15 protein-coding genes are annotated in these 17,725 nt (G+C 62.7%); 3 read left to right on the plus strand and 12 right to left on the minus strand.

Annotated features, from left to right (window positions below):
- Window positions 1-10: 10 nt before the first annotated feature.
- Window positions 11-1,378, minus strand: coding sequence for an MFS transporter (locus PQR53_RS03575; protein WP_408451211.1), 1,368 nt, complete (start codon window positions 1,376-1,378; stop codon window positions 11-13).
- Between PQR53_RS03575 and PQR53_RS03580 the strand changes: the two genes are divergently transcribed.
- Window positions 1,341-1,796: a hypothetical protein gene (locus PQR53_RS03580; protein ID WP_408451212.1), complete on the plus strand. Its 456-nt coding sequence runs from the start codon at window positions 1,341-1,343 to the stop codon at window positions 1,794-1,796. The two genes, PQR53_RS03575 and PQR53_RS03580, sit on opposite strands and share 38 nt — an antisense overlap.
- Before the next feature lie 300 nt (window positions 1,797-2,096).
- A complete protein-coding gene (locus PQR53_RS03585) occupies window positions 2,097-4,550 on the plus strand; it encodes a glycogen/starch/alpha-glucan phosphorylase (protein WP_408451213.1) in 2,454 nt (817 codons plus the stop codon).
- 89 nt (window positions 4,551-4,639) lie between these two features.
- On the opposite strand, the gene PQR53_RS03590 is transcribed toward PQR53_RS03585, so the two are convergent.
- The 9 genes from PQR53_RS03590 to PQR53_RS03630 form a co-directional block, all read right to left on the minus strand.
- Window positions 4,640-5,731 carry a hypothetical protein gene (locus PQR53_RS03590; protein WP_408451214.1) on the minus strand — a complete coding sequence of 364 codons (1,092 nt, stop codon included), beginning with the start codon at window positions 5,729-5,731 and terminating at the stop codon, window positions 4,640-4,642.
- Window positions 5,732-5,992: 261 nt separating this feature from the next.
- The gene (locus tag PQR53_RS03595) at window positions 5,993-6,337 is read right to left on the minus strand and encodes a hypothetical protein (RefSeq protein ID WP_408451215.1); all 345 of its coding nucleotides are present in this window, start codon (window positions 6,335-6,337) and stop codon (window positions 5,993-5,995) included.
- A 145-nt stretch (window positions 6,338-6,482) separates the two neighbouring features.
- Window positions 6,483-6,872 carry a DUF6232 family protein gene (locus PQR53_RS03600; protein ID WP_408451216.1) on the minus strand — a complete coding sequence of 130 codons (390 nt, stop codon included), beginning with the start codon at window positions 6,870-6,872 and terminating at the stop codon, window positions 6,483-6,485.
- Between the two features lie 105 nt (window positions 6,873-6,977).
- A complete protein-coding gene (locus PQR53_RS03605; protein WP_408451217.1) occupies window positions 6,978-7,979 on the minus strand; it encodes a hypothetical protein in 1,002 nt (333 codons plus the stop codon).
- 73 nt (window positions 7,980-8,052) lie between these two features.
- A complete protein-coding gene (gene gltS, locus PQR53_RS03610) occupies window positions 8,053-9,255 on the minus strand; it encodes a sodium/glutamate symporter (protein ID WP_408451218.1) in 1,203 nt (400 codons plus the stop codon).
- Between the two features lie 137 nt (window positions 9,256-9,392).
- Window positions 9,393-9,890, minus strand: a complete 498-nt coding sequence (locus PQR53_RS03615; protein WP_408451219.1) for a transporter suffix domain-containing protein — start codon at window positions 9,888-9,890, stop codon at window positions 9,393-9,395.
- Window positions 9,891-9,913: 23 nt separating this feature from the next.
- Window positions 9,914-10,963: a DUF2955 domain-containing protein gene (locus PQR53_RS03620; protein ID WP_408451220.1), complete on the minus strand. Its 1,050-nt coding sequence runs from the start codon at window positions 10,961-10,963 to the stop codon at window positions 9,914-9,916.
- Window positions 10,953-12,080: an HlyD family secretion protein gene (locus PQR53_RS03625; RefSeq protein WP_408451221.1), complete on the minus strand. Its 1,128-nt coding sequence runs from the start codon at window positions 12,078-12,080 to the stop codon at window positions 10,953-10,955. The genes PQR53_RS03620 and PQR53_RS03625 overlap by 11 nt, the downstream gene beginning before the upstream one ends.
- A 7-nt stretch (window positions 12,081-12,087) precedes the next feature.
- The gene (locus PQR53_RS03630) at window positions 12,088-13,620 is read right to left on the minus strand and encodes an efflux transporter outer membrane subunit (RefSeq protein ID WP_408451222.1); all 1,533 of its coding nucleotides are present in this window, start codon (window positions 13,618-13,620) and stop codon (window positions 12,088-12,090) included.
- 529 nt (window positions 13,621-14,149) lie between these two features.
- Here PQR53_RS03630 and PQR53_RS03635 point away from each other — a divergent pair.
- Window positions 14,150-15,925: an ABC transporter ATP-binding protein/permease gene (locus tag PQR53_RS03635; RefSeq protein ID WP_408451223.1), complete on the plus strand. Its 1,776-nt coding sequence runs from the start codon at window positions 14,150-14,152 to the stop codon at window positions 15,923-15,925.
- A 109-nt stretch (window positions 15,926-16,034) separates the two neighbouring features.
- Here PQR53_RS03635 and PQR53_RS03640 read toward each other — a convergent pair whose 3' ends face one another.
- Window positions 16,035-16,799 (minus strand): hypothetical protein, encoded by a 765-nt coding sequence (locus tag PQR53_RS03640; protein WP_408451224.1) that lies wholly within the window; start codon window positions 16,797-16,799, stop codon window positions 16,035-16,037.
- Between the two features lie 10 nt (window positions 16,800-16,809).
- On the minus strand, window positions 16,810-17,673 hold the full coding sequence (locus PQR53_RS03645; protein ID WP_408451225.1) for a DUF2092 domain-containing protein: 864 nt from the start codon (window positions 17,671-17,673) through the stop codon (window positions 16,810-16,812).
- Between the last annotated feature and the right edge of the window lie 52 nt (window positions 17,674-17,725).

Here is a 17,725-nt window from a genome sequence, read left to right on the forward strand (position 1 = left end):
ATGGCTTTATTTATTTCGCCGACGCCTCCGCCTGCGCGCCCGCGCGATGCGACGGCGCGAACAGCCGCAGTCCGCTAGCGAGGCTCGCCGCACCGGCAAAGAAGGCGCCGGCGCCGAGCGCGAGTGTCGGTCCATGCCGGCCGGCGATGCCGAAGCTCAGCGCGACCAGCGCGGCGCCGGTGGTCTGCCCGAGCAGCCGGGCCGTCGCGACGATGCCGCTCGCGCCGCCGCTGCGCTCGGGCGGCGCGCTCGCCATCAATGCCTTCAGGTTGGGCGACTGGAAGAAGCCGAAGCCGGCGCCGCACACCGCCATCCGGATGCCGATGTCGAGCACGTGCGGGTGCGCCGGCAACAACGCCAGCGACGCCATCCCCGCCGACATCACAGCAAGGCCGATCGCACCGAGCAAGCCCGGCGGATAGTGGTCGGACAGTGTGCCTGCCAGCGGCGCGGCCAACGCGACGACCACAGGCCACGGCGTCATCAGAAAACCGGTCTCGACCTGGCTGCGATGCAGCACATCTTCGAAGTAAAACGGCAGCGACACGAACGCCAGCCCTTGCGCGGCGAACGAGCACACGGCGGTCACCGCCGACAACGCAAACACCGGCCGCTTGAACAGATCGACGGGCAGCATCGGCGCCGGATGACCCGCTTCACGGCGAATCAGCAACAGCCCGAACACCACGGCGATCGCCGCCGCGCTCAGCACGAGTTGCGCCGAAGCGCGCTGAGCAGCTTCGCCGAGCGCGAAAACCAGCGTGGCAAAGGTGATCACATTGAGAAGCGCTGCAATCGGGTCGAAGTTGTGCTGGCCGCGCTCGGTATGCGGCAGCGCGGGCCACGCGAAGGTCAGCGCCAGCAGACCGAGCGGCACATTGACCGCGAACAGCCAGGGCCATGTGCCAACCGACAGGATCAGCGACGCCGCCGTCGGCCCGATCGCGAACGATACGCCGACGACCAGTGCGTTGATGCCGAGGGCTCGTCCGAGCCGGTGCGGCGGATGCAGATAGCGGATCAGCGCGGTGTTGACGCTCATGATCCCGGCTGCCCCGAGGCCTTGCACCACGCGTGCGGCGGTGAGCACCGGCAGCGTCGGCGCGAGCGCACAGGCGAGCGAGGCCAGCGTGAACAGCGCAATCCCGCTGATATAAATCCTGCGATGCCCAAGGATGTCGCCGAGCGCGGCCAGCGGCAGCAGCGTCGCGACCATCGAGAGCTGGTAGGCGTTGATGATCCACACCGACGCCGCCGGCGCGGCGTGCAGATCCGCCGCCATGGCAGGCAGCGCGGTGTTGGCGATCGCGGTATCGATCGTGGCGAGCGCGACCGCGAGCATGATCGCGATCATCGCGCGGCGGTTGGCGGCGGACATCGGGCCGTCTGCGGGCAAGGAGTGGGTGGCGCTGGGTTTGTCGGACAAGGCGGGTTCGTCGGTTATGCATGCCGAAGCGCCGGACGCGTCGCAGGGACAGCGCGGCGCGCAAGCGGCAGGGTTGCGTGGCGTGAAACGGACGCGGCCTGAGCCCGGCGCTCAGGGTGGCTCGCGCGGCGAATGGTGCGATTGTTACAGAGACCTGGAAATCGTGCTGGGCGGGCAGCAGGGCGAGGGCGCCGGGTTAAACGTCCTAATGCAACTAACGGTCAAGTCCGTCCCCCGTCTTCGAACCGGCACGCGGCCACGTTGTCACAGACCACTTCGGCATAGCGGCTCAGCAGATGAGGTGCTTCGATTTGATCACGCATCGAACCTGTCGAAGCAGTCACCGGCAAGTCACACGCCGGAAAAATAATCGAGCTGCCTCTTCCATGCAGGCGGCTTTCAACGTTCGCCAACGTTTGCCTGTTTGGCGAGCCGATGCACGCGCACAGTGCCGCGAACTCGCCGCTTGCACCGCGCACGTGCGCAAAACCAGTCAGGCGCCGCGTATCGGCGGGCATGGCATGTGCGTGAGCACCCGCTCGTGCTCGCGAGTGTCCGCGGGCCGTAAAATGTCGTACTCTGTTTGTTCACCCGCCTGACCGGCACGCGCCTCCCGTCCGTCCTCTATGCGGTTTGCGTATGTCGCGTCGTTTTTTCCCCGGAGGCTTCGATGACAGCCGTCGATCTGGAATTCGACCAGCTCAACAGTACCGTCGACGCGCTACGGCGCTCAATTTCCAATCGCATGATGTACGGCGTCGGCAAGGACGCCGTCACCGCTCACCCGCATGACTGGCTGCACGCCGCGGCGCTCGCCGTGCGCGACCGGCTGGTCGCGCGCTGGATGAAGACCACGCGCCTGCAGTACGAACAGGACGTCAAACGCGTCTACTACCTGTCGATGGAGTTCCTGATCGGCCGCACGTTTACGAACGCCTTGCTTGCGCTCGGCATCCACGATCAGATGAAGGAAGCGCTCGCGAGTCTCGGCGTCGACATGGAGATGCTGGTCAATATCGAGCCGGATGCAGCCCTTGGCAACGGCGGCCTCGGCCGGCTCGCGGCCTGTTTTCTCGATTCGATGGCCACGCTCGGCATTCCGGGCTTCGGCTACGGTATCCGTTACGAATACGGCATGTTTCGCCAGGAGATCGTCGACGGCGAGCAGGTCGAGGCGCCGGACTACTGGCTGCGCGCGGGCAATCCGTGGGAGTTTCCGCGGCCCGAGATCAAGTACATGGTGCATTTCGGCGGCCGCACGGTGCAGCGTGGCGAGCACGTCGAGTGGATCGACACCCAGCATGTCAACGCCACGGCCTACGACACGGTGATTCCGGGTTACGCGACCAGTGCGACGAACACGCTGCGCCTGTGGTCCGCGCGCGCCACCGAAGAACTCGACCTCGGCGCGTTCAACCGCGGCGATTACCGCAACGCGGTGGACACCAAGAACATGTCGGAGAACGTATCGCGGCTGCTCTATCCGGACGATTCGACGCCGGCCGGCCGCGAATTGCGGCTGCGCCAGGAATACTTCTTTGTCTCAGCGACGATGCAGGATCTGATTCGCCGCTATCAGCGCACGCACAGCACGTTCGGCCGCTTCTCCGAGAAGGTCGCGGTGCATCTGAACGATACGCATCCGGTGCTGGCGATTCCGGAGCTGATGCGTTTGCTGGTGGATGTGCATCATCAGCCGTGGGACAAGGCCTGGCAGCACGTCACGAAGATCTTCTCGTACACGAATCACACGCTGATGCCCGAAGCGCTCGAAACGTGGGACGTCGAGATGCTCGCGCGCCTGCTGCCGAGGCATCTGGAGATCATCTTCGAGATTAATGCCGGCTTTCTCAAGCATGTCAGCGAGCAATCGGGCCATGACGCCGAGATGATCCGCCGCATTTCGCTCGTCGACGAATACGGGCAGCGGCGGGTACGGATGGCGTATCTGGCGATCGTCGCGAGTCATAAGGTGAATGGCGTATCCAAGCTGCACTCGCAATTGATGGTGCGCGATATTTTCGCCGACTTCGCGCGCATCTATCCGGATCGCTTCACCAACGTGACTAACGGCATCACGCCGCGGCGCTGGCTCGCGCAGGCGAATCCGTCGCTGTCATCGCTGATCGATCAGCGGATCGGCAAGGATTGGCGCAGCAATCTGCTCGAGCTGGAACAACTGCGCAGTCTGCGCAACGACAGCGGGTTCATCGACGCTTTCCGCGAAGCGAAGCGGCAGAACAAACTGCGCCTCGTGCAGCGGCTCGCGCATCACACGAAACTGCACTTCGATCCCGACGCGTTGTTCGACCTGCAGGTCAAGCGCATTCACGAATACAAGCGGCAGTTGCTGAACGTGCTGCACGTGATCGTGCGCTACAACCAGATACGCGCGAATCCGGAGCGTGACTGGGTGCCGCGTGTGGTGATGTTCGCCGGCAAGGCCGCGTCCGCGTATCGCATGGCGAAAACGATCATCAAGCTGATCGGCGACGTCAGCGAGAAAGTCAATCACGATCCGTTGGTGGGCGATCGTCTCAAGGTGGTGTTCGTGCCGAACTACGGCGTGAGCGTGGCCGAGTTGATCATTCCGGCTGCCGATCTGTCCGAGCAGATTTCGATGGCCGGCACTGAAGCGTCAGGCACCGGCAACATGAAGCTCGCGTTGAACGGCGCGTTGACGATCGGCACGATGGACGGCGCGAACATCGAGATCTGCGACGCAGTGGGGCGCGAGAACATTTTCATCTTCGGCCATACCGCCGACGAAGTGGACAGCCTGCGTGCCACCGGCTACCGGCCGCGCCAGGTGTACGAGGAGAATGCGGAACTGCGCATGGCGCTCGACCAGATTCGCACGGGCTTCTTCTCGCCTGACGATCCGCTGCGTTTCTCTGACATTTTCCATACGTTGGTGGATTGGGGCGATCACTATATGGTGCTCGCCGATTTCGCCGCGTTTGCAAAAGCGCAGGATGAGGTGGACGCGCGTTTCGTCGACAAGCGCGCGTGGGCCGAGAGTGCGATCGAGAACGTCGCGGGCATGGGGCAGTTTTCTTCGGACCGCACCATCGGCGAATATGCGCGCAACATCTGGCACGTAAATCCGCTCAGCATGGACTGACGCAGGCGCGTTCGTGTAGGGCGTCTGCTCAGATAAAAAGGCCGTGCGAGATTGATTCGCACGGCCTTTTTTCTATCCGCTGGTGAACATCAGGGAGCGAATCGTTCGCTCTCTTTCGCCGCGTGCAAACCGAATTGTCCGCGCGGGAAGTCGAACAGGATGTCGATGTTCTGCATCGCCATCAAACCGACCACGATGCGGTTAGCATCCGGCCTGGCCTTGACGATCGTCACCTGAGCGGCCTCGTAACGGTGCACCCATGGGCCCGTGCCGATCGCTGCCTCATAGTTGCCCTGATCGAGCACATTGCCGACATCGCCGTCACCGGTCCAGTTGGGGGCTTTGTCCGTTTCGATGCGGATCATGCCGGTGCTGCCGGTCGCGAACTCCAGCGGCGCGCAGAAGGTCATCTTGTTGCCGACATTCACGCAGCCCCGCGGCCATTGTGCCGTGCCGTCTTTCAGCACCGTCATCGGCACCATTGTGTAGTCTTTCGTGACGGCGCTCGACGGGCTCAGCACCATGTACGGCTTCGCGAAGTTCGAGTGCACCAGATAACGTTGGCCGATGTTGCCGGGCAACGCGCGCAGTGGTTGCGTGTAGACGTTGTCGTCCGGCCGCCCGGCGCCGACTCCGAAAATACCGGAGAACGCCCAGCCGAATTCACCGGTATAGCCGTCCATCCCGGCACAGCGCCGCGCGTTCGGCAGGCAGCGCACGACGTCCACCGCTTGCGCGGCGACCGGCGTTGGCGTGGTGCCGGCGAGGCTAAGCGGCACCTTGACGGCTGAGCCAAGAATCTCCACGCCGTTCGCGAATGACAACGACGTCACGCCGCCGGCGCTCGCATAGTTCGAACCCGGCAGCACCGATTTCAATACCCGCGCGCCTTGCGTTCCCGTGTCGAGCGCCATGTAAACCGCCTTGCCGTCGAGCTGGACCGGCAGGCCGAGGCGCGCATGATCTTCGTCGGCACGTTCCACGTGCAGCGGAATCAGCAGGCCGTCGTTGCCGCCGTTGATCAGCGCGGCATTGGGGGCCGGCGGCGTGGGAGTGGGGAAGGTGGTGGAGCAGCCTGTCAGCGCAACGAGCGCGCCGGTGGCAAGCAAGGTGGCCGTGGCTGAATGACGAACACCATGATGAAAACGCCGGCACGCGGCATCGAAAGACGACAGGAACATAAGATCACGCTTTGCAAAAGGGCGGGTCCCTGGCGAAGGCGATGCATCGTGAGCTGCAAATTGGACAGTCAGGACAGCACTGGCGGCAATCTCACTGGATTGCCGCGGCGTGGGCGGAGAAACCGGGACGCTTTGGGGCCTGCGGGAGGGAACACGCGATAACAGGAGCGGCGACTCTACACGGCCACCCGCGGGCAATTGCAAAAATGTGTCAAGGTTTGGGTGCGGCTAGTTACTTGCCCGTGCAAGCATTGATCTATGTCAATAGTTGCGCGGGCGGCGGATCACGGTGGTTTGCGCGCGGCCGAGCGTGGCGCGGTCGAGGGTGGCCGTCAGGAGGTCGATCACGTCGTCGAGCGAGCGCGAGGTGACTTCGACACGAAAGGTGACGCGTTCGTGTCGCTGGTCGACGGTGACGACGTAAAGGCGCAGATCGTCTCCGAGGGCGGTATGCAACGCGCGCCGTCCATTTGCCGACGAAGTGCCGGGCACGGTGACATCGATGATGACGAGGGGAACGACGACATGCGTGCGGCGGGGAAGGCGGGATTCGCGGCGTGCGCGCGGGGCGGAGGTTTCAGACGTTGCTACGGACGTGAGCATCATGGTTGCGCCGATTCGGCGAGGCGGCGCGCGTTGTTGACACCCAGCCACTCTAGCGGCGCGGGCCTCAACAAAGCGCAAAAGCTGCCGCGTCGCGAATCAATTTTGTGTTAACGCGCGATGCCGCGCATTTGCACACGGCACCCGTTCAAGCCCGGGGCGCCGCAGGTGCTGCCTTCGCCTCGTGCACGGCGGCGGCGACGCGTTCCACGAACTCGCGATCGGTGCTCATGAGCGCTTCGCGCACGCCATTGGCGGTTTGCACCATCAGGCGATGCGTGACGTCCTGAGTCGCCCACGTGAGCCAGCCGACCACCACGAGCATCGTGCCGCACACCATGCCGGGCGGCGAGCGGAATATCCCGCCGACAATCGCGCCGATGAGGCCGACGAGCGAGATTACACGTGGCAAGACTTTGTTCTTGTGCACGGTGACGACTTGTACGTCGACGATATCGCGCAGCGGAAAAACCTGGCCGGCGGACGAGAGTGCGTTACGCGTGACCGACACGCCACGATCGTTGAAAGGGGTTTCCATCGGGTTCAATGCAAGCGGTAGCAAAGGGCGCAGCGTAACAGACTTCAAATTCCTGACGTTACGGATTTTTTCGTCGGTGAGGCACGCATGCAGCGCGTCGCGCGCCTAAAAACGCAAGCCGACTCCGGCTTCAATCAGATCGGTATCGCGATCGTAGCGTGTGACGACGCGATTCCACGTCACGCGTGTCAACCAGCGTTGGCCGATCCGATAACTCGCCGACACTGAGACAAGCGCCGAAAGGCGACCGTCGCCGGTCCGGTTCTGCGGCAGGTCGTCGTTCTGCGTGATCGCGACGTACGGGCCGATACCGGCGGACAGTGTCAGACGGTCGCCGAAGAAGGCGCGCGTGGCCCAAAGCTGCGCCGCGACACCATCCCGGCGCGATTGAATATGGCCACCTTCATGAATGTATGAAGCGGTCACATCGACGTACCGCCATAACCCGCGCCTGTATTCCACGCTTTCGGCGACTGCCGAGTCCGAGCCGTTGCTGTTCAGGATCGTCTCGCCGACCATCGCGGTGACTTCGTTTTTTGTGACGTTCGTTGTGCGTGGGATGGGCCGCTGTCGTGGGCCAGGCTCGCCGTTTCCTTCCAGTTCGTATCCCACGCCGAATAGCAGAGCGGTCGTGTCATGGCCGCCAAACGCCTGGATATGGTTCAGTTGCATCTGGGCAATCCAGCGACTGTCGAAGTACCAGGCCGCGCGCACGCTCCACAATGCGCCCCAGCCATGGGTATTCGAATAATCTCCGCCGGCTCGCGCCGCAGTCGTGTCGAAATAGCGGTACGGTCCAACGCCCGCCGACAATTCCAGTCGATCGCTCCAGATAGGCAGTCGTCCCCAGATCTGAACGGTTGTGCCGTCACGATGATGATCGGGTATGTGCCCTTCGTTCACCCACGAAAAACTCCATGCTGCGTAGCGCCCAAGGCCCTCGCGATAACTGGCGGTCCATGAATAGGAGTTCGCGCTGTCACTGACAAGAGGGCCGGCGAGCAAAGAGAATTCTTGTGCGTTCGCGGATGGCGAAAAAATGAAAAGGCCTCCGATAAGAACGGGGGCCGACAAGAATGCGCCAATCGAAATGGTTCTTTTCGGCATTATTGCGGCGTGGTGCCGGTCGGTGAAAAATCCCGTGCCCGAATCTATCCATGCGATGGTCAGAGGGCCCGGGTCAACGAAAGATCGGTAGCGCGAGATATCCCTTGATGACGATGGCATTGGCAATGTCGATAAAGAATGCCCCAACCATCGGCACAATCAGAAACGCCAGATGCGAGTGGCCGAAGCGGTTTGTGACCGCCTGCATGTTGGCGATTGCGGTCGGGGTCGCTCCGAGACCGAAGCCGCAATGGCCTGCTGCCAGTACCACAGCGTCGTAGTTACGGCCCATTATGCGGAAGGTCACAAAGATCGCGTACAGCGCCATCAACGCGGTCTGCGCAGCAAGAATTGAAATGACCGGCAACGCCAGCAACGCCAGATCCCACAGCTTCAAGGTCATCAGCGCCATGGCAAGAAACAGCGCGAGGCTGACATTGCCGAGCAGAGCGACCGCGTGCCCGGCTACGGGCTTGCCCACCAATGCGAGTCCATTGCTTAGCAGCACGCCAATAAACAGCACGCAGACAAAACTCGGCAATTCGAAAGCCGTGCCCGCAAGCAGGTTCGAGCATGCCTCGCCGACGGCCAGGCTGATCGCGATCAGCGACAGCGTAACGATGAACGCAGCGGGCGTGGTGGGTTGTTCCGCTTTCGGTTCCTCGAAGGCGAGTGAGGGATCGGCCGGCATGGCAGCCTGTTGTGCGTCTGGCTTCGCGGCGCGACGCATCAACAGGCGTGCCACCGGACCGCCCAGGATGCCACCCATCACGAGACCGAACGTCGCACACGCGATGGCGGCTTCGGTGGCGGATTGCAGTCCGTGATGTTCGGCGAAGACCTTGCTCCATGCGGCGCCCGTTCCATGGCCGCCCGACAGCGTGATCGAACCGCCCAGCAAGCCCAGCAGCGGGTCGACGCCGAGCGCATAGGCGAGGCCGATTCCAACCGCATTTTGCAGCACCAGCAAGCCGATCACCACGCCGAGAAAACGCAGCAGTGGCGGCCCGCCCTGTTTGAGGCTCGCGAGATTGGCATTCAGCCCGATGGTCGCGAAAAAGGCCAGCATCATGGGCGCTTGCATCGAGGTGTCGAAGCGCACCTCGGTGTGTGTCGCGACGCGCACCGCCAGCAGCACCATCGCGACGACGAGGCCGCCGGCGACCGGCTCGGGAATCGTGTAGGTATGCAGCACCGGAATCCAGGCGACGAGGCGGTTGCCGAGCAGCAGAACCAGCGAAGCCGCGACGAGGGTCCCATATATGCCGATGTTCATGTTTAACCCCCGTGAAGCAGAAATCGGAGTACCCGCGCGCTTTTCACACGTTCACCCACGCACCGCTTACCGCATGGCGTGAACGGCACAAAGGCCGTCGTCTGGTTCGATCGCCGACACCTGGTAGGGTCATCCACCTATGCCGTGCGGAGGAAAAGACCGTGGATCTTGGTCCAGAAATCTCCGCCGAGCACGAAGAAGCTCCCGATCAGCACCAGATCACCGAGCACCTGCAACTGCCAGATGTTCGGTCTAAGGCCTGGCCAGAAGTTGTCGACGTACGACTCGAGTAACGCCCACACGAGTGGGACAAAGAACATCACGAGGCCGATGGCGTGACGAACCGGCCCAACTGTTTTGCTAGGCGCGAGGCGCTTCGCATGACCAAAGATAATCTGCTTGAGACTTTGAAAACCGGCCTTCCCCATTACCGCAATACAGGTCACCAGCAGAACCTTGTTAGCGATAAAAATCGTGCCCGTCAGTGCCGCGATGCGTCCTGCGGACGCTCCCATGGAGCCTGCCAGAGGCAGGATCAGCCACAGCGCGAACGCAAGGACGAAGATAGCGATGCCAAGCTTGAAACGCCATCCGCCCGTGGCGGGAACCTCGGCTTCGATGTCTGACGTAGTCATGACACACTCTCCTGTTTGGGCGACTAAATGGCCCCGGACTGCCGCGGCACGCGGCGTGGTTGATCGAGAAGTTGCAGCACCAGGCACGCATAGAGGGAGACCGCGATAAAGAGTCCCATGCGCACCGCGAAAGCGGTGTAGACGTCTTTGCCTGCGACACTGTCCTGTACCGACTGACCCAGCAGAATGATCAGGGTAACGAACGTGTTGAGCCAGAAGCTCGGCGGATAGCGCGTCGGATTGAGCGCATACAGCTTGCGTGCGAGCAACAGGCCGAACAGCAGCATCCACAGGAAGAACATCCAGAGATGCACAAACAGACTGAGCGCGAACCAGAACAGGATGGCGAGTGCGCCGCCGAGCAGAGTCGAGCCGAGCAGTTCACGGGCGGCGCCGCGGGCCGTAGTCGTGCAACTCTGGCGGCCGAGGCTGACCGCCTTCATGAGGATCGGTATGTAGCTTGCCGGATCGGTGAGTGTCAGCAGAAACGCGGGTAATACGACGACAGTAGCGCGTAGCGCCATCCAGCTGGCTTCGTTGTACGGCAGTACCGGTGCGGCACGCGCCGCCGGCGCGCCGGCAGGTTCGGGGAACATCCAGTGACTGATGGTGTGCATCAGCACCGCGAGGAGCAGTCCTTTCACTAGCGCGCCGATCACCAGCACGCCCAGCGCAAAACTGGCCGTGCCGGCCGCCGAAATCATGGTCAACCCAATGGCGAGGAAGAGGACGACCAGATTGTTGCCGCCGCGCAGGCCACGGCGGAACGTCAGGAAGAGACCCAGGGCAACCAGTAGCACACCGCTGAACGGGTAGTAGCGCAGCAAAGGGGTGAGCATCAGGCCGCTGCCGGTGGTCAACATCGCCACCAGCGCCAGGCCCACTCCAGCCTTGAGCGAGAGAGGCTGGTTGAGCATGCTAAGGAGAAATACGCAGAGCACCGGGGCGATCATCGGGATCGGCACGTCCAGGCCGAAGCTCGTCGCGAGGCACAGCGCGGTGCCGCTCGCGAGGCGCAGCGAACGCTGACCGCGCAGGGCGAGCTGAACGGCCGTGGCGCTGTCAGTAGACATAGGAAAGCCAGCTCATCAGATACAGGAATAGACGCCCGAGCGGATTGAGCGGATTGCCCTGCGTCGGGAACGCCATGACTTCGGCCTGCCCGCCAACGCGGACGCCGCGCAACCCGGACAACTCACCCTGAGTGAACTCGACGATCACCGGGAATCGTTGGGCGGGGCGCAACCAGTCACGGCTGTTCTGCACGGTTGGCAGGCCGCCGGGCGGAGCGTTTGGGCCAACGCTGACGCCATAACCGACGCTGCGCACGCGGCCTTCGAATACCTGGCCCGGCAGCGCGTCCAACGCGATGGCAACCGGCGTGCCGGGCTCGACGCGGCCCAGATTGTTCTCGGTCATTTCCGCACTGATCCACATATCGTGGATCGTGATCAGTGTCATGACGGGGTTGCCGGCGGCGGCGAACTGGCCCGCATCGGTGCGAAGATCCGTGATGAGACCGGCCGAACGTGCTCGAACCCTGGTGTTGGACAGATCCAGTTCGGCCTTTTCGAGCGTGGTGGCGGCGCTTTGCAACTTGGCGTTGTCCTGCTCGCTGCCCCCTTCCTGTTCGCGCGCGCGTTGCACCTCGGCCTGAGCCGCAGCCACCTGACTGATCGCCTGTTCAAGGCTCGCCCTTGCCAGCTCGATGCGGCGCAGCGATATGGTGCCCGGGTCATCCTGGTAGAGGCGTCCGAGTCGATCGCTATCCTGGCGCGCCTTGACCTGGTTGGCCTGGGCGGCACGCAGCGAGGCCCGCGCCGAATCGATCCCGGCTGTACTGGCGCCGATCTGCCTGCGCATCGACTCCAGGTCGGCGCGGGCACGATCAGCGGCGATCCTGTAGTGCTCGGGATCGACCTCGAAAAGGAGCGCTCCCGATTTGACATCCTGATTGTTTCGCACGAACACCTGCGTCACCCGTCCGGACACTTCCGAGGCCACCGGCACGACAAAGGCCTGCACCCGTGCTTGCTGCGTGTACGGCGTCAGGCGGTCTGCCAGCAGGTACCAGAGGAGGCTGAGAACGATCAGGATAACTACCAGCATGACCCCCTTCCTTGATGGATCCGCAGCGGGCGCTGGTGCGCTCGGCGGAGGAGGGGCGGCGGGTTGCGGGGCGTCACTCATGGGAATTTTATCTCTGCAGAGGGAGGCCGGTGTCGGCGGACGGACGGTTCGGCTGATCCAGCAGATCGCCCCAATCGGTGCGCTTTTGCATCTGTTGGCGGTTAGCCGGGTCAACCAGGGGTTGTTCGCTGTGCCAGCCCCCGTCGAGGGCCTTATAAAGCGCAATCAGATCGCTCACGGCGTTGCTGCGGTTGACCAGATAGGTGTCCTGCTGGGTGGATAGCGCGCGCTGGGCATCCAGTACCCGCTGAAAGTCTGAGTAGCCTTCGCGGTAGAGTGCGTTGGCCAGCGTGAGCGAGCGCCTGGCGGAAATTGCCGCGTCGCGGAGGATAGCGTCGCGCTCGAGGGCCTTGGTCAGGCTGCTGGCCGCATCATCGGCCTCGCGTGCCGCCTGGCGCACGTCGTCCTGATAGGCGACGATCAGTTGTTGCAGGCGGGCATCCTGGACGCGTACGTTGTTCTTGATCGCGCCATGGTCGAACACGTTCCAGCGCAGGCTGGGGCCACCTATCAGCGTCAGGCCGTTGGGAATTCCCTCCAGCGAGCCGGCGGACCAGACGAGGGAGCCGAGTAAGGTCAGCGACGGATAGAGATCTGCTTTGGCAACGCCGATGAGCGCCGATTGAGCCGCAATCTGCTGTTCGGCGGCGCGTATGTCCGGACGGCGCAGCAGCAGGTTGGCGGGCACGTCTTGCAACACCGCGCGATCGACCAGCGGGACGACCCCTTCGTTCTGAGCCAGCTCGGGCAGCGGACCGGGCGGGCGGCCGATCAGGACCGCCAGGGCATTGCGCCCACGCATTATCTGGCTTTCCAGGTCGGGAATGCTGCTCAGCGTGCTCAGATACTGTGTTTTGGCTTGCTGAAAATCGAGCTCGTCAGTTTCGCCACTTTTGAATAGCTTTTCGGTGATCTCATAACTGCGCTTTTGCAGCCGGGCGTTATCGCGGGCGATACGCAGACGCGCCTCGGCCGTGCGCAGGGCGAAGTAAGTCTCCGCCATCTGCGCATGCAGCAGCACCAGCACATCTTCATAGTTGGCTTTGGAGGCAAGCCATGCGGCATCGGCCGACTCGATGGCGCGGCTGAAGCGCCCCCAGAAGTCCAGTTCCCAACCTACGTCGAAGCCCGCACTGTATTGCCAGAAGCTCTTGCTCTGCGGGTTCTGTCCGCCAGATTCCCTGCGGTCCCGGTATAGCACCTCGCCGCTGGCCACTTGCGCTTGCGGGTAGCGCCCGCTCTGGGCGATGCCCAGTTGGGCGCGGGCCTCCATCACTCGCAGGCCCGCAATCTGTACGCCCGCGTTGTGCGCGTCGGCTTCGGTAATCAGATGTTCGAGAGTTGGATCCGCGAACACCTGCCACCATTGCTGGACATCGGGTTGCGGGCGCGTCTCGCTGGCTTGCTCGATCGCTGTACTGCTCCAGTTTTCGACCCAGGCCTCGTGCTGCGGCTGGAAGTCTGGCCCCACGCGCACGCAGCCGCTGACGCAGAATGAGCAGATCAGCAACAATCGCTTCGGACGAGTCAAAGGCGACATGGGCATCCTGCAGGATCAAATATCCTTACAGCAAGACTGGCTGGCACCGTTGTCATTGGCCACGATCGAACAATCGGAACCCTTGAAGCGAACGTTTCGTGTTCCTACCCGCTCGAGCCGCTTTCCTGCATTCGCCTGCTGGCGGGCGGCCGTGCAATGACCTTCACTGAATGCATCCAGAAGCAGTCGTCCGTTTGCAATGCTTCTGCATCGGAGGTTAAACGCCCCGGCTACTCACCGATACTAGGGGCCGATTGCGCTAGAATCAATATTAGTAGTGGCGCAGGTAAAGGAGTATTGGACTTTGGTCGTGTACCTCACAGGGCATGGAGATGTTCCAACCTTCGCGAAAAATTGGAAGACCTGCGGCCTTGGCGCCCACGCCTGGAATCCGACACGGGCTGACCACCGCCGTGCAGTGACTCCAGCTACCCGCAACGCGTTTCAAGCGGCATTTTGCCGATCTTCGCGTTCGCAAACGCTGGCGTCTCGTTCGCTGGCATTACGGTGACGGCGCTGGCAGAGCCACATGACCAACCGATCCTCCGGCCCTGCATCCGGGCTCCCTGATCATGTCTCAGCATGGAGTCTGATCAGACCGTACTGGGTCTCCGAGGAACGCGGGACCGCGTGGGGGCTGCTGATCGCGATCATCGCAATGGACCTGCTTCTGGTAGGCATCAACGCCCGCCTGAACATATGGAACCGCGATTTCTACGACGCGCTGGAAAGCAGGAATGTGCACGAATTCCCGCAACTGATGCTGATGTTTGCGGGGCTTGCGTTCGCGTCCATCACGATCTCTGTCTATAACCGTTATCTGCGGCAGATGCTGGGCTTCCGATGGCGCCAGTGGCTGACCACGCGCTACCTGCAGGAATGGTTGGGCGACGGCACGTTTTACCGCATCGAGCGTGGCCGCCTCGTCGACAACCCCGACCAACGCATCGCGGTCGACCTCGATTTGCTCGCCACCGCCACGCTGTCTCTTACGCTCGATCTGCTCTCGACGGTTGAGACGCTCGTCTGGTTCTCCATCGTCCTGTGGAGCACGGCGGGCGCACTGGTCATCATGATGGGAGGCATGCCCGTCCAGATTCAGGGCTACATGTTCTGGGCGGCTGTTGCCTATGCGATCGTCGGCTCGCTCCTCACCAATAAGGTCGGTCACCCGCTTGTGTCGATCAACTACCAGTTGCAACGTGTCGAGGCGGATTTCCGGTTCGGCCTGATCCGTCTGCGCGAAAACGCGGAGCAGATCGCGCTTTACGACGGCATGCGGACCGAAAAATCCAACGCCGAGGACCTGTTCGGCCGGATTCGCGAAAACTGGTGGCGCCTCATGAGATATACGCGGCGCTACAGTTTCGTGGTCAACTTCTACGGTCAGATCGCCGACATCTTTCCGATCGTCGTTGCATCGCCCCGCTATTTTTCAGGCGCGTTGAGTTTCGGCACGCTGATGCAGATCGCCGACGCATTCGGTTCGGTCAGCGAATCGCTTTCGTGGTTCATCAACAATTACGACACGCTCGTCGAATGGCGTGCAACGGTTAACCGTCTGCGCGAGTTCAAGCGTGTTGTGCGGCAACCTCGTCTGAAGGAGTCGATGTCGCCTGCCACCGGGCATGGCGGCATCAAACTGCACTACGTCGACGAGATGCAACTTGTCACGCGCAACCTCGTGCTTGCGCTGCCTAACGGCGAAACGCTCGCGAGCGTACCCGATATCGTCGTAAAACCCGGTTCGCGGTGGCTTGTGCGCGGACCGTCCGGTTCGGGCAAGAGCACGCTTTTGCGAGCGCTTGCCGGTCTCTGGCCGTTCGGCAATGGCTCGATCGATGCACCCGTGGGCGCACGCATGATGTTCATCCCGCAGCAGAACTATCTGCCACTGGGCACGTTGAAAGCGGCGCTGGCGTACCCCGCGTCGGCCGAAGCCTTCAATGACGATGACTGCCGCGGGGCATTACGTGAGTGCGGGCTTGAGGACTATGTTGACCGATTGCAGGAGTCCGACCAATGGTGGCGTATCCTTTCGCCGGGCGAGCAGCAGCGGCTAGCGGCCGTGCGGGTGTTGCTGCACAAGCCTGACTACGTGTTCCTCGACGAAGCAACGAGCGCGCTCGACACCGAAAACGAAGCGCGTCTTTATCGCCTCTTCACTGAACGACTACCGCAAGGCGCGATTGTTAGCGTCGCGCAGCACGAGTCGCTCGAGCAATTTCACCAGGAGACGCTGGATATCAGACGTCCGTGCAAAAGGGGTAGCCATGATGAATCCGCCACGACGGGCGCCAGGTGAGCCGGGCGCCGATACCGCCCCGGTGCCTGGCTGATCCAGACATACCGGCAACGGTTCAACGAGAAGATCCAGCAGGATGGCAGGGACGGACTGATCCGGTTCCTCAGTCTCAAGGTGCGGGCACGACGCGATAGTAAACGCCGTTTGCGCCGTACGCTGGTTGGAACCAGGTATTGCCGCATAGATAGTAGGCTGTGCCGTGAACGTTCGGGGATAGGCAACCCGCCGGGAGTGCCGCATAGATCGCCCCCATCGCAAAGCCCGCGCTGCCGGCCGCGCCTGCAGCCACGCCGGCGCTGTATGCGTTCGAGGTTGCCGCCGCCGTGTTCGCGGAAGCGATCGCGGCGCCGGCCGCCACACCGACTACCGCGCCCGCTGCTGCGGCGCCTGCTGCAGACCAGCCGCCGCAGTTGTAGCAGCCCGAGCCATAATTATTCACGGTGACGGGCGGATGGTACGCCGGGTACTGCGCACCGTAATAGGCACTGTGATATGCCGTGGCTCCCGAGGCGCTGGTATAGGTCGTATAACCGGAGCCCGTGGCGTGATACGCGCTACCGCCATAGCCGTTGCTCGCGGAGGTCCCCTGGCCGTATGTGTGAGTTGCGCTGCCGCCATAGGGATTGGTCGCGGTCGTCTGGCCCGAGCCGGCCTGATGGGTTGCCGTGTCTCCGTAGCGGCCGGTGGCGGTGGTCCCTTGTCCATACGTATGAGTTTCGCTGCCTCCGGCATAGTTGGTGCGGGTCGTGGAACCCGAGCCGGGGGCGTGATAGGTACCGCCGCCGTAGGCGTTCGCATGCGACCACGCGCCCGCATCGGCAATCACGAGCGCCGGAACCAGCAGAGCCGCCAACCGGATGACGAGGTTCTTCATGTTCGTCTCCTTATTGGACTTTGTGATGCAGCGCTTTTGGCGGCGGCTTCATGCCGGGTGCATCCGTGGCGTCGGGACGCGCAAATGCGATGCGCGCCGAGCCGGCTATGTCGGGCGGCGTGAAAGCGTCCGCCGCCACAGTGACATCCAATTGCCAGTCGGACAATTCCAGCACGTGACGCAACTGCAAGCGATCGTTCAGATAGATCGCGTAAATGCGCCGCGGCAGCTTGTCTTGCGTGCCGATCCAGATTTGCACGAACACGCCTCCCGTAACGTAGGCCACCATGTCCGTAGTCGTTGCGCCCACAACCTTCGACTGGCCGATATAGAACGCCGTCGTCAAGCCGTCGGCGATGTCCTTGTAGGGATCCGCGACGATGACATCGGTGAACGGGAAATAGATGGCGCCGGAATCGAACGCGGTTTGGAGCGCTGCGTCGATGGTGGGGGGCGCGTCGGCAACCGCGACGAGTTTCTCCGCGGGGGCGACGGCCGTCATGGTCTTGCCGTCGTAGTAGAAATCAGAAGCCGGGCCGTCGCCGGATGTGACGACCCTCAGCTTGTCGGGCCGCTGCATGACGACTTCCGAGCGGGTGGAGTAGACGAGGGGAGGGCCGAGACGGCTCGGGCTTTCATACGAGACGACCGCGGTAAACGACATCGATTGGGCGGCAGCAAGACGGGCGCACGCTGCCTTCAGAATATCGACCGCGCGTGGCTCGAGCCCAGGCTTGAACGCGGGCGCCGCGCTTTTCGCTGTTTTCGTGGCTACTTTTGGACTGTGAGGCGGTTGTTGCGCGTAGCCGCCCGCGCTCAGAGCAAGGCCCAGTGCAATGACCGCAATGTGCCGAAGCAGGTTCGCGTGAGTCATCAGGGCCTCGTGGAGTCAATACATTTACGGCGTGCGTTTCAGGGCAGCGTCG

Source organism: Paraburkholderia fungorum, from assembly GCF_046027605.1.
In the GTDB taxonomy this organism is placed as follows: domain Bacteria; phylum Pseudomonadota; class Gammaproteobacteria; order Burkholderiales; family Burkholderiaceae; genus Paraburkholderia; species Paraburkholderia fungorum_F.

Coding starts and splice junctions, on each gene's coding strand:
- PQR53_RS03645 (WP_408451225.1), bottom strand. CDS start 17,673: ATGACTCACGCGAACCTGCTTCGGCACATTGCGGTCATTGCACTGGGC.
- PQR53_RS03625 (WP_408451221.1), bottom strand. CDS start 12,080: ATGAGTGACGCCCCGCAACCCGCCGCCCCTCCTCCGCCGAGCGCACCA.
- PQR53_RS03575 (WP_408451211.1), bottom strand. CDS start 1,378: ATGTCCGCCGCCAACCGCCGCGCGATGATCGCGATCATGCTCGCGGTC.
- PQR53_RS03630 (WP_408451222.1), bottom strand. CDS start 13,620: ATGTCGCCTTTGACTCGTCCGAAGCGATTGTTGCTGATCTGCTCATTC.
- PQR53_RS03600 (WP_408451216.1), bottom strand. CDS start 6,872: ATGGAAACCCCTTTCAACGATCGTGGCGTGTCGGTCACGCGTAACGCA.
- PQR53_RS03640 (WP_408451224.1), bottom strand. CDS start 16,799: ATGAAGAACCTCGTCATCCGGTTGGCGGCTCTGCTGGTTCCGGCGCTC.
- PQR53_RS03590 (WP_408451214.1), bottom strand. CDS start 5,731: ATGTTCCTGTCGTCTTTCGATGCCGCGTGCCGGCGTTTTCATCATGGT.
- PQR53_RS03585 (WP_408451213.1), top strand. CDS start 2,097: ATGACAGCCGTCGATCTGGAATTCGACCAGCTCAACAGTACCGTCGAC.
- gltS (WP_408451218.1), bottom strand. CDS start 9,255: ATGAACATCGGCATATATGGGACCCTCGTCGCGGCTTCGCTGGTTCTG.
- PQR53_RS03605 (WP_408451217.1), bottom strand. CDS start 7,979: ATGCCGAAAAGAACCATTTCGATTGGCGCATTCTTGTCGGCCCCCGTT.
- PQR53_RS03580 (WP_408451212.1), top strand. CDS start 1,341: ATGATCGCGATCATCGCGCGGCGGTTGGCGGCGGACATCGGGCCGTCT.
- PQR53_RS03620 (WP_408451220.1), bottom strand. CDS start 10,963: ATGTCTACTGACAGCGCCACGGCCGTTCAGCTCGCCCTGCGCGGTCAG.
- PQR53_RS03615 (WP_408451219.1), bottom strand. CDS start 9,890: ATGACTACGTCAGACATCGAAGCCGAGGTTCCCGCCACGGGCGGATGG.
- PQR53_RS03595 (WP_408451215.1), bottom strand. CDS start 6,337: ATGATGCTCACGTCCGTAGCAACGTCTGAAACCTCCGCCCCGCGCGCA.
- PQR53_RS03635 (WP_408451223.1), top strand. CDS start 14,150: ATGACCAACCGATCCTCCGGCCCTGCATCCGGGCTCCCTGATCATGTC.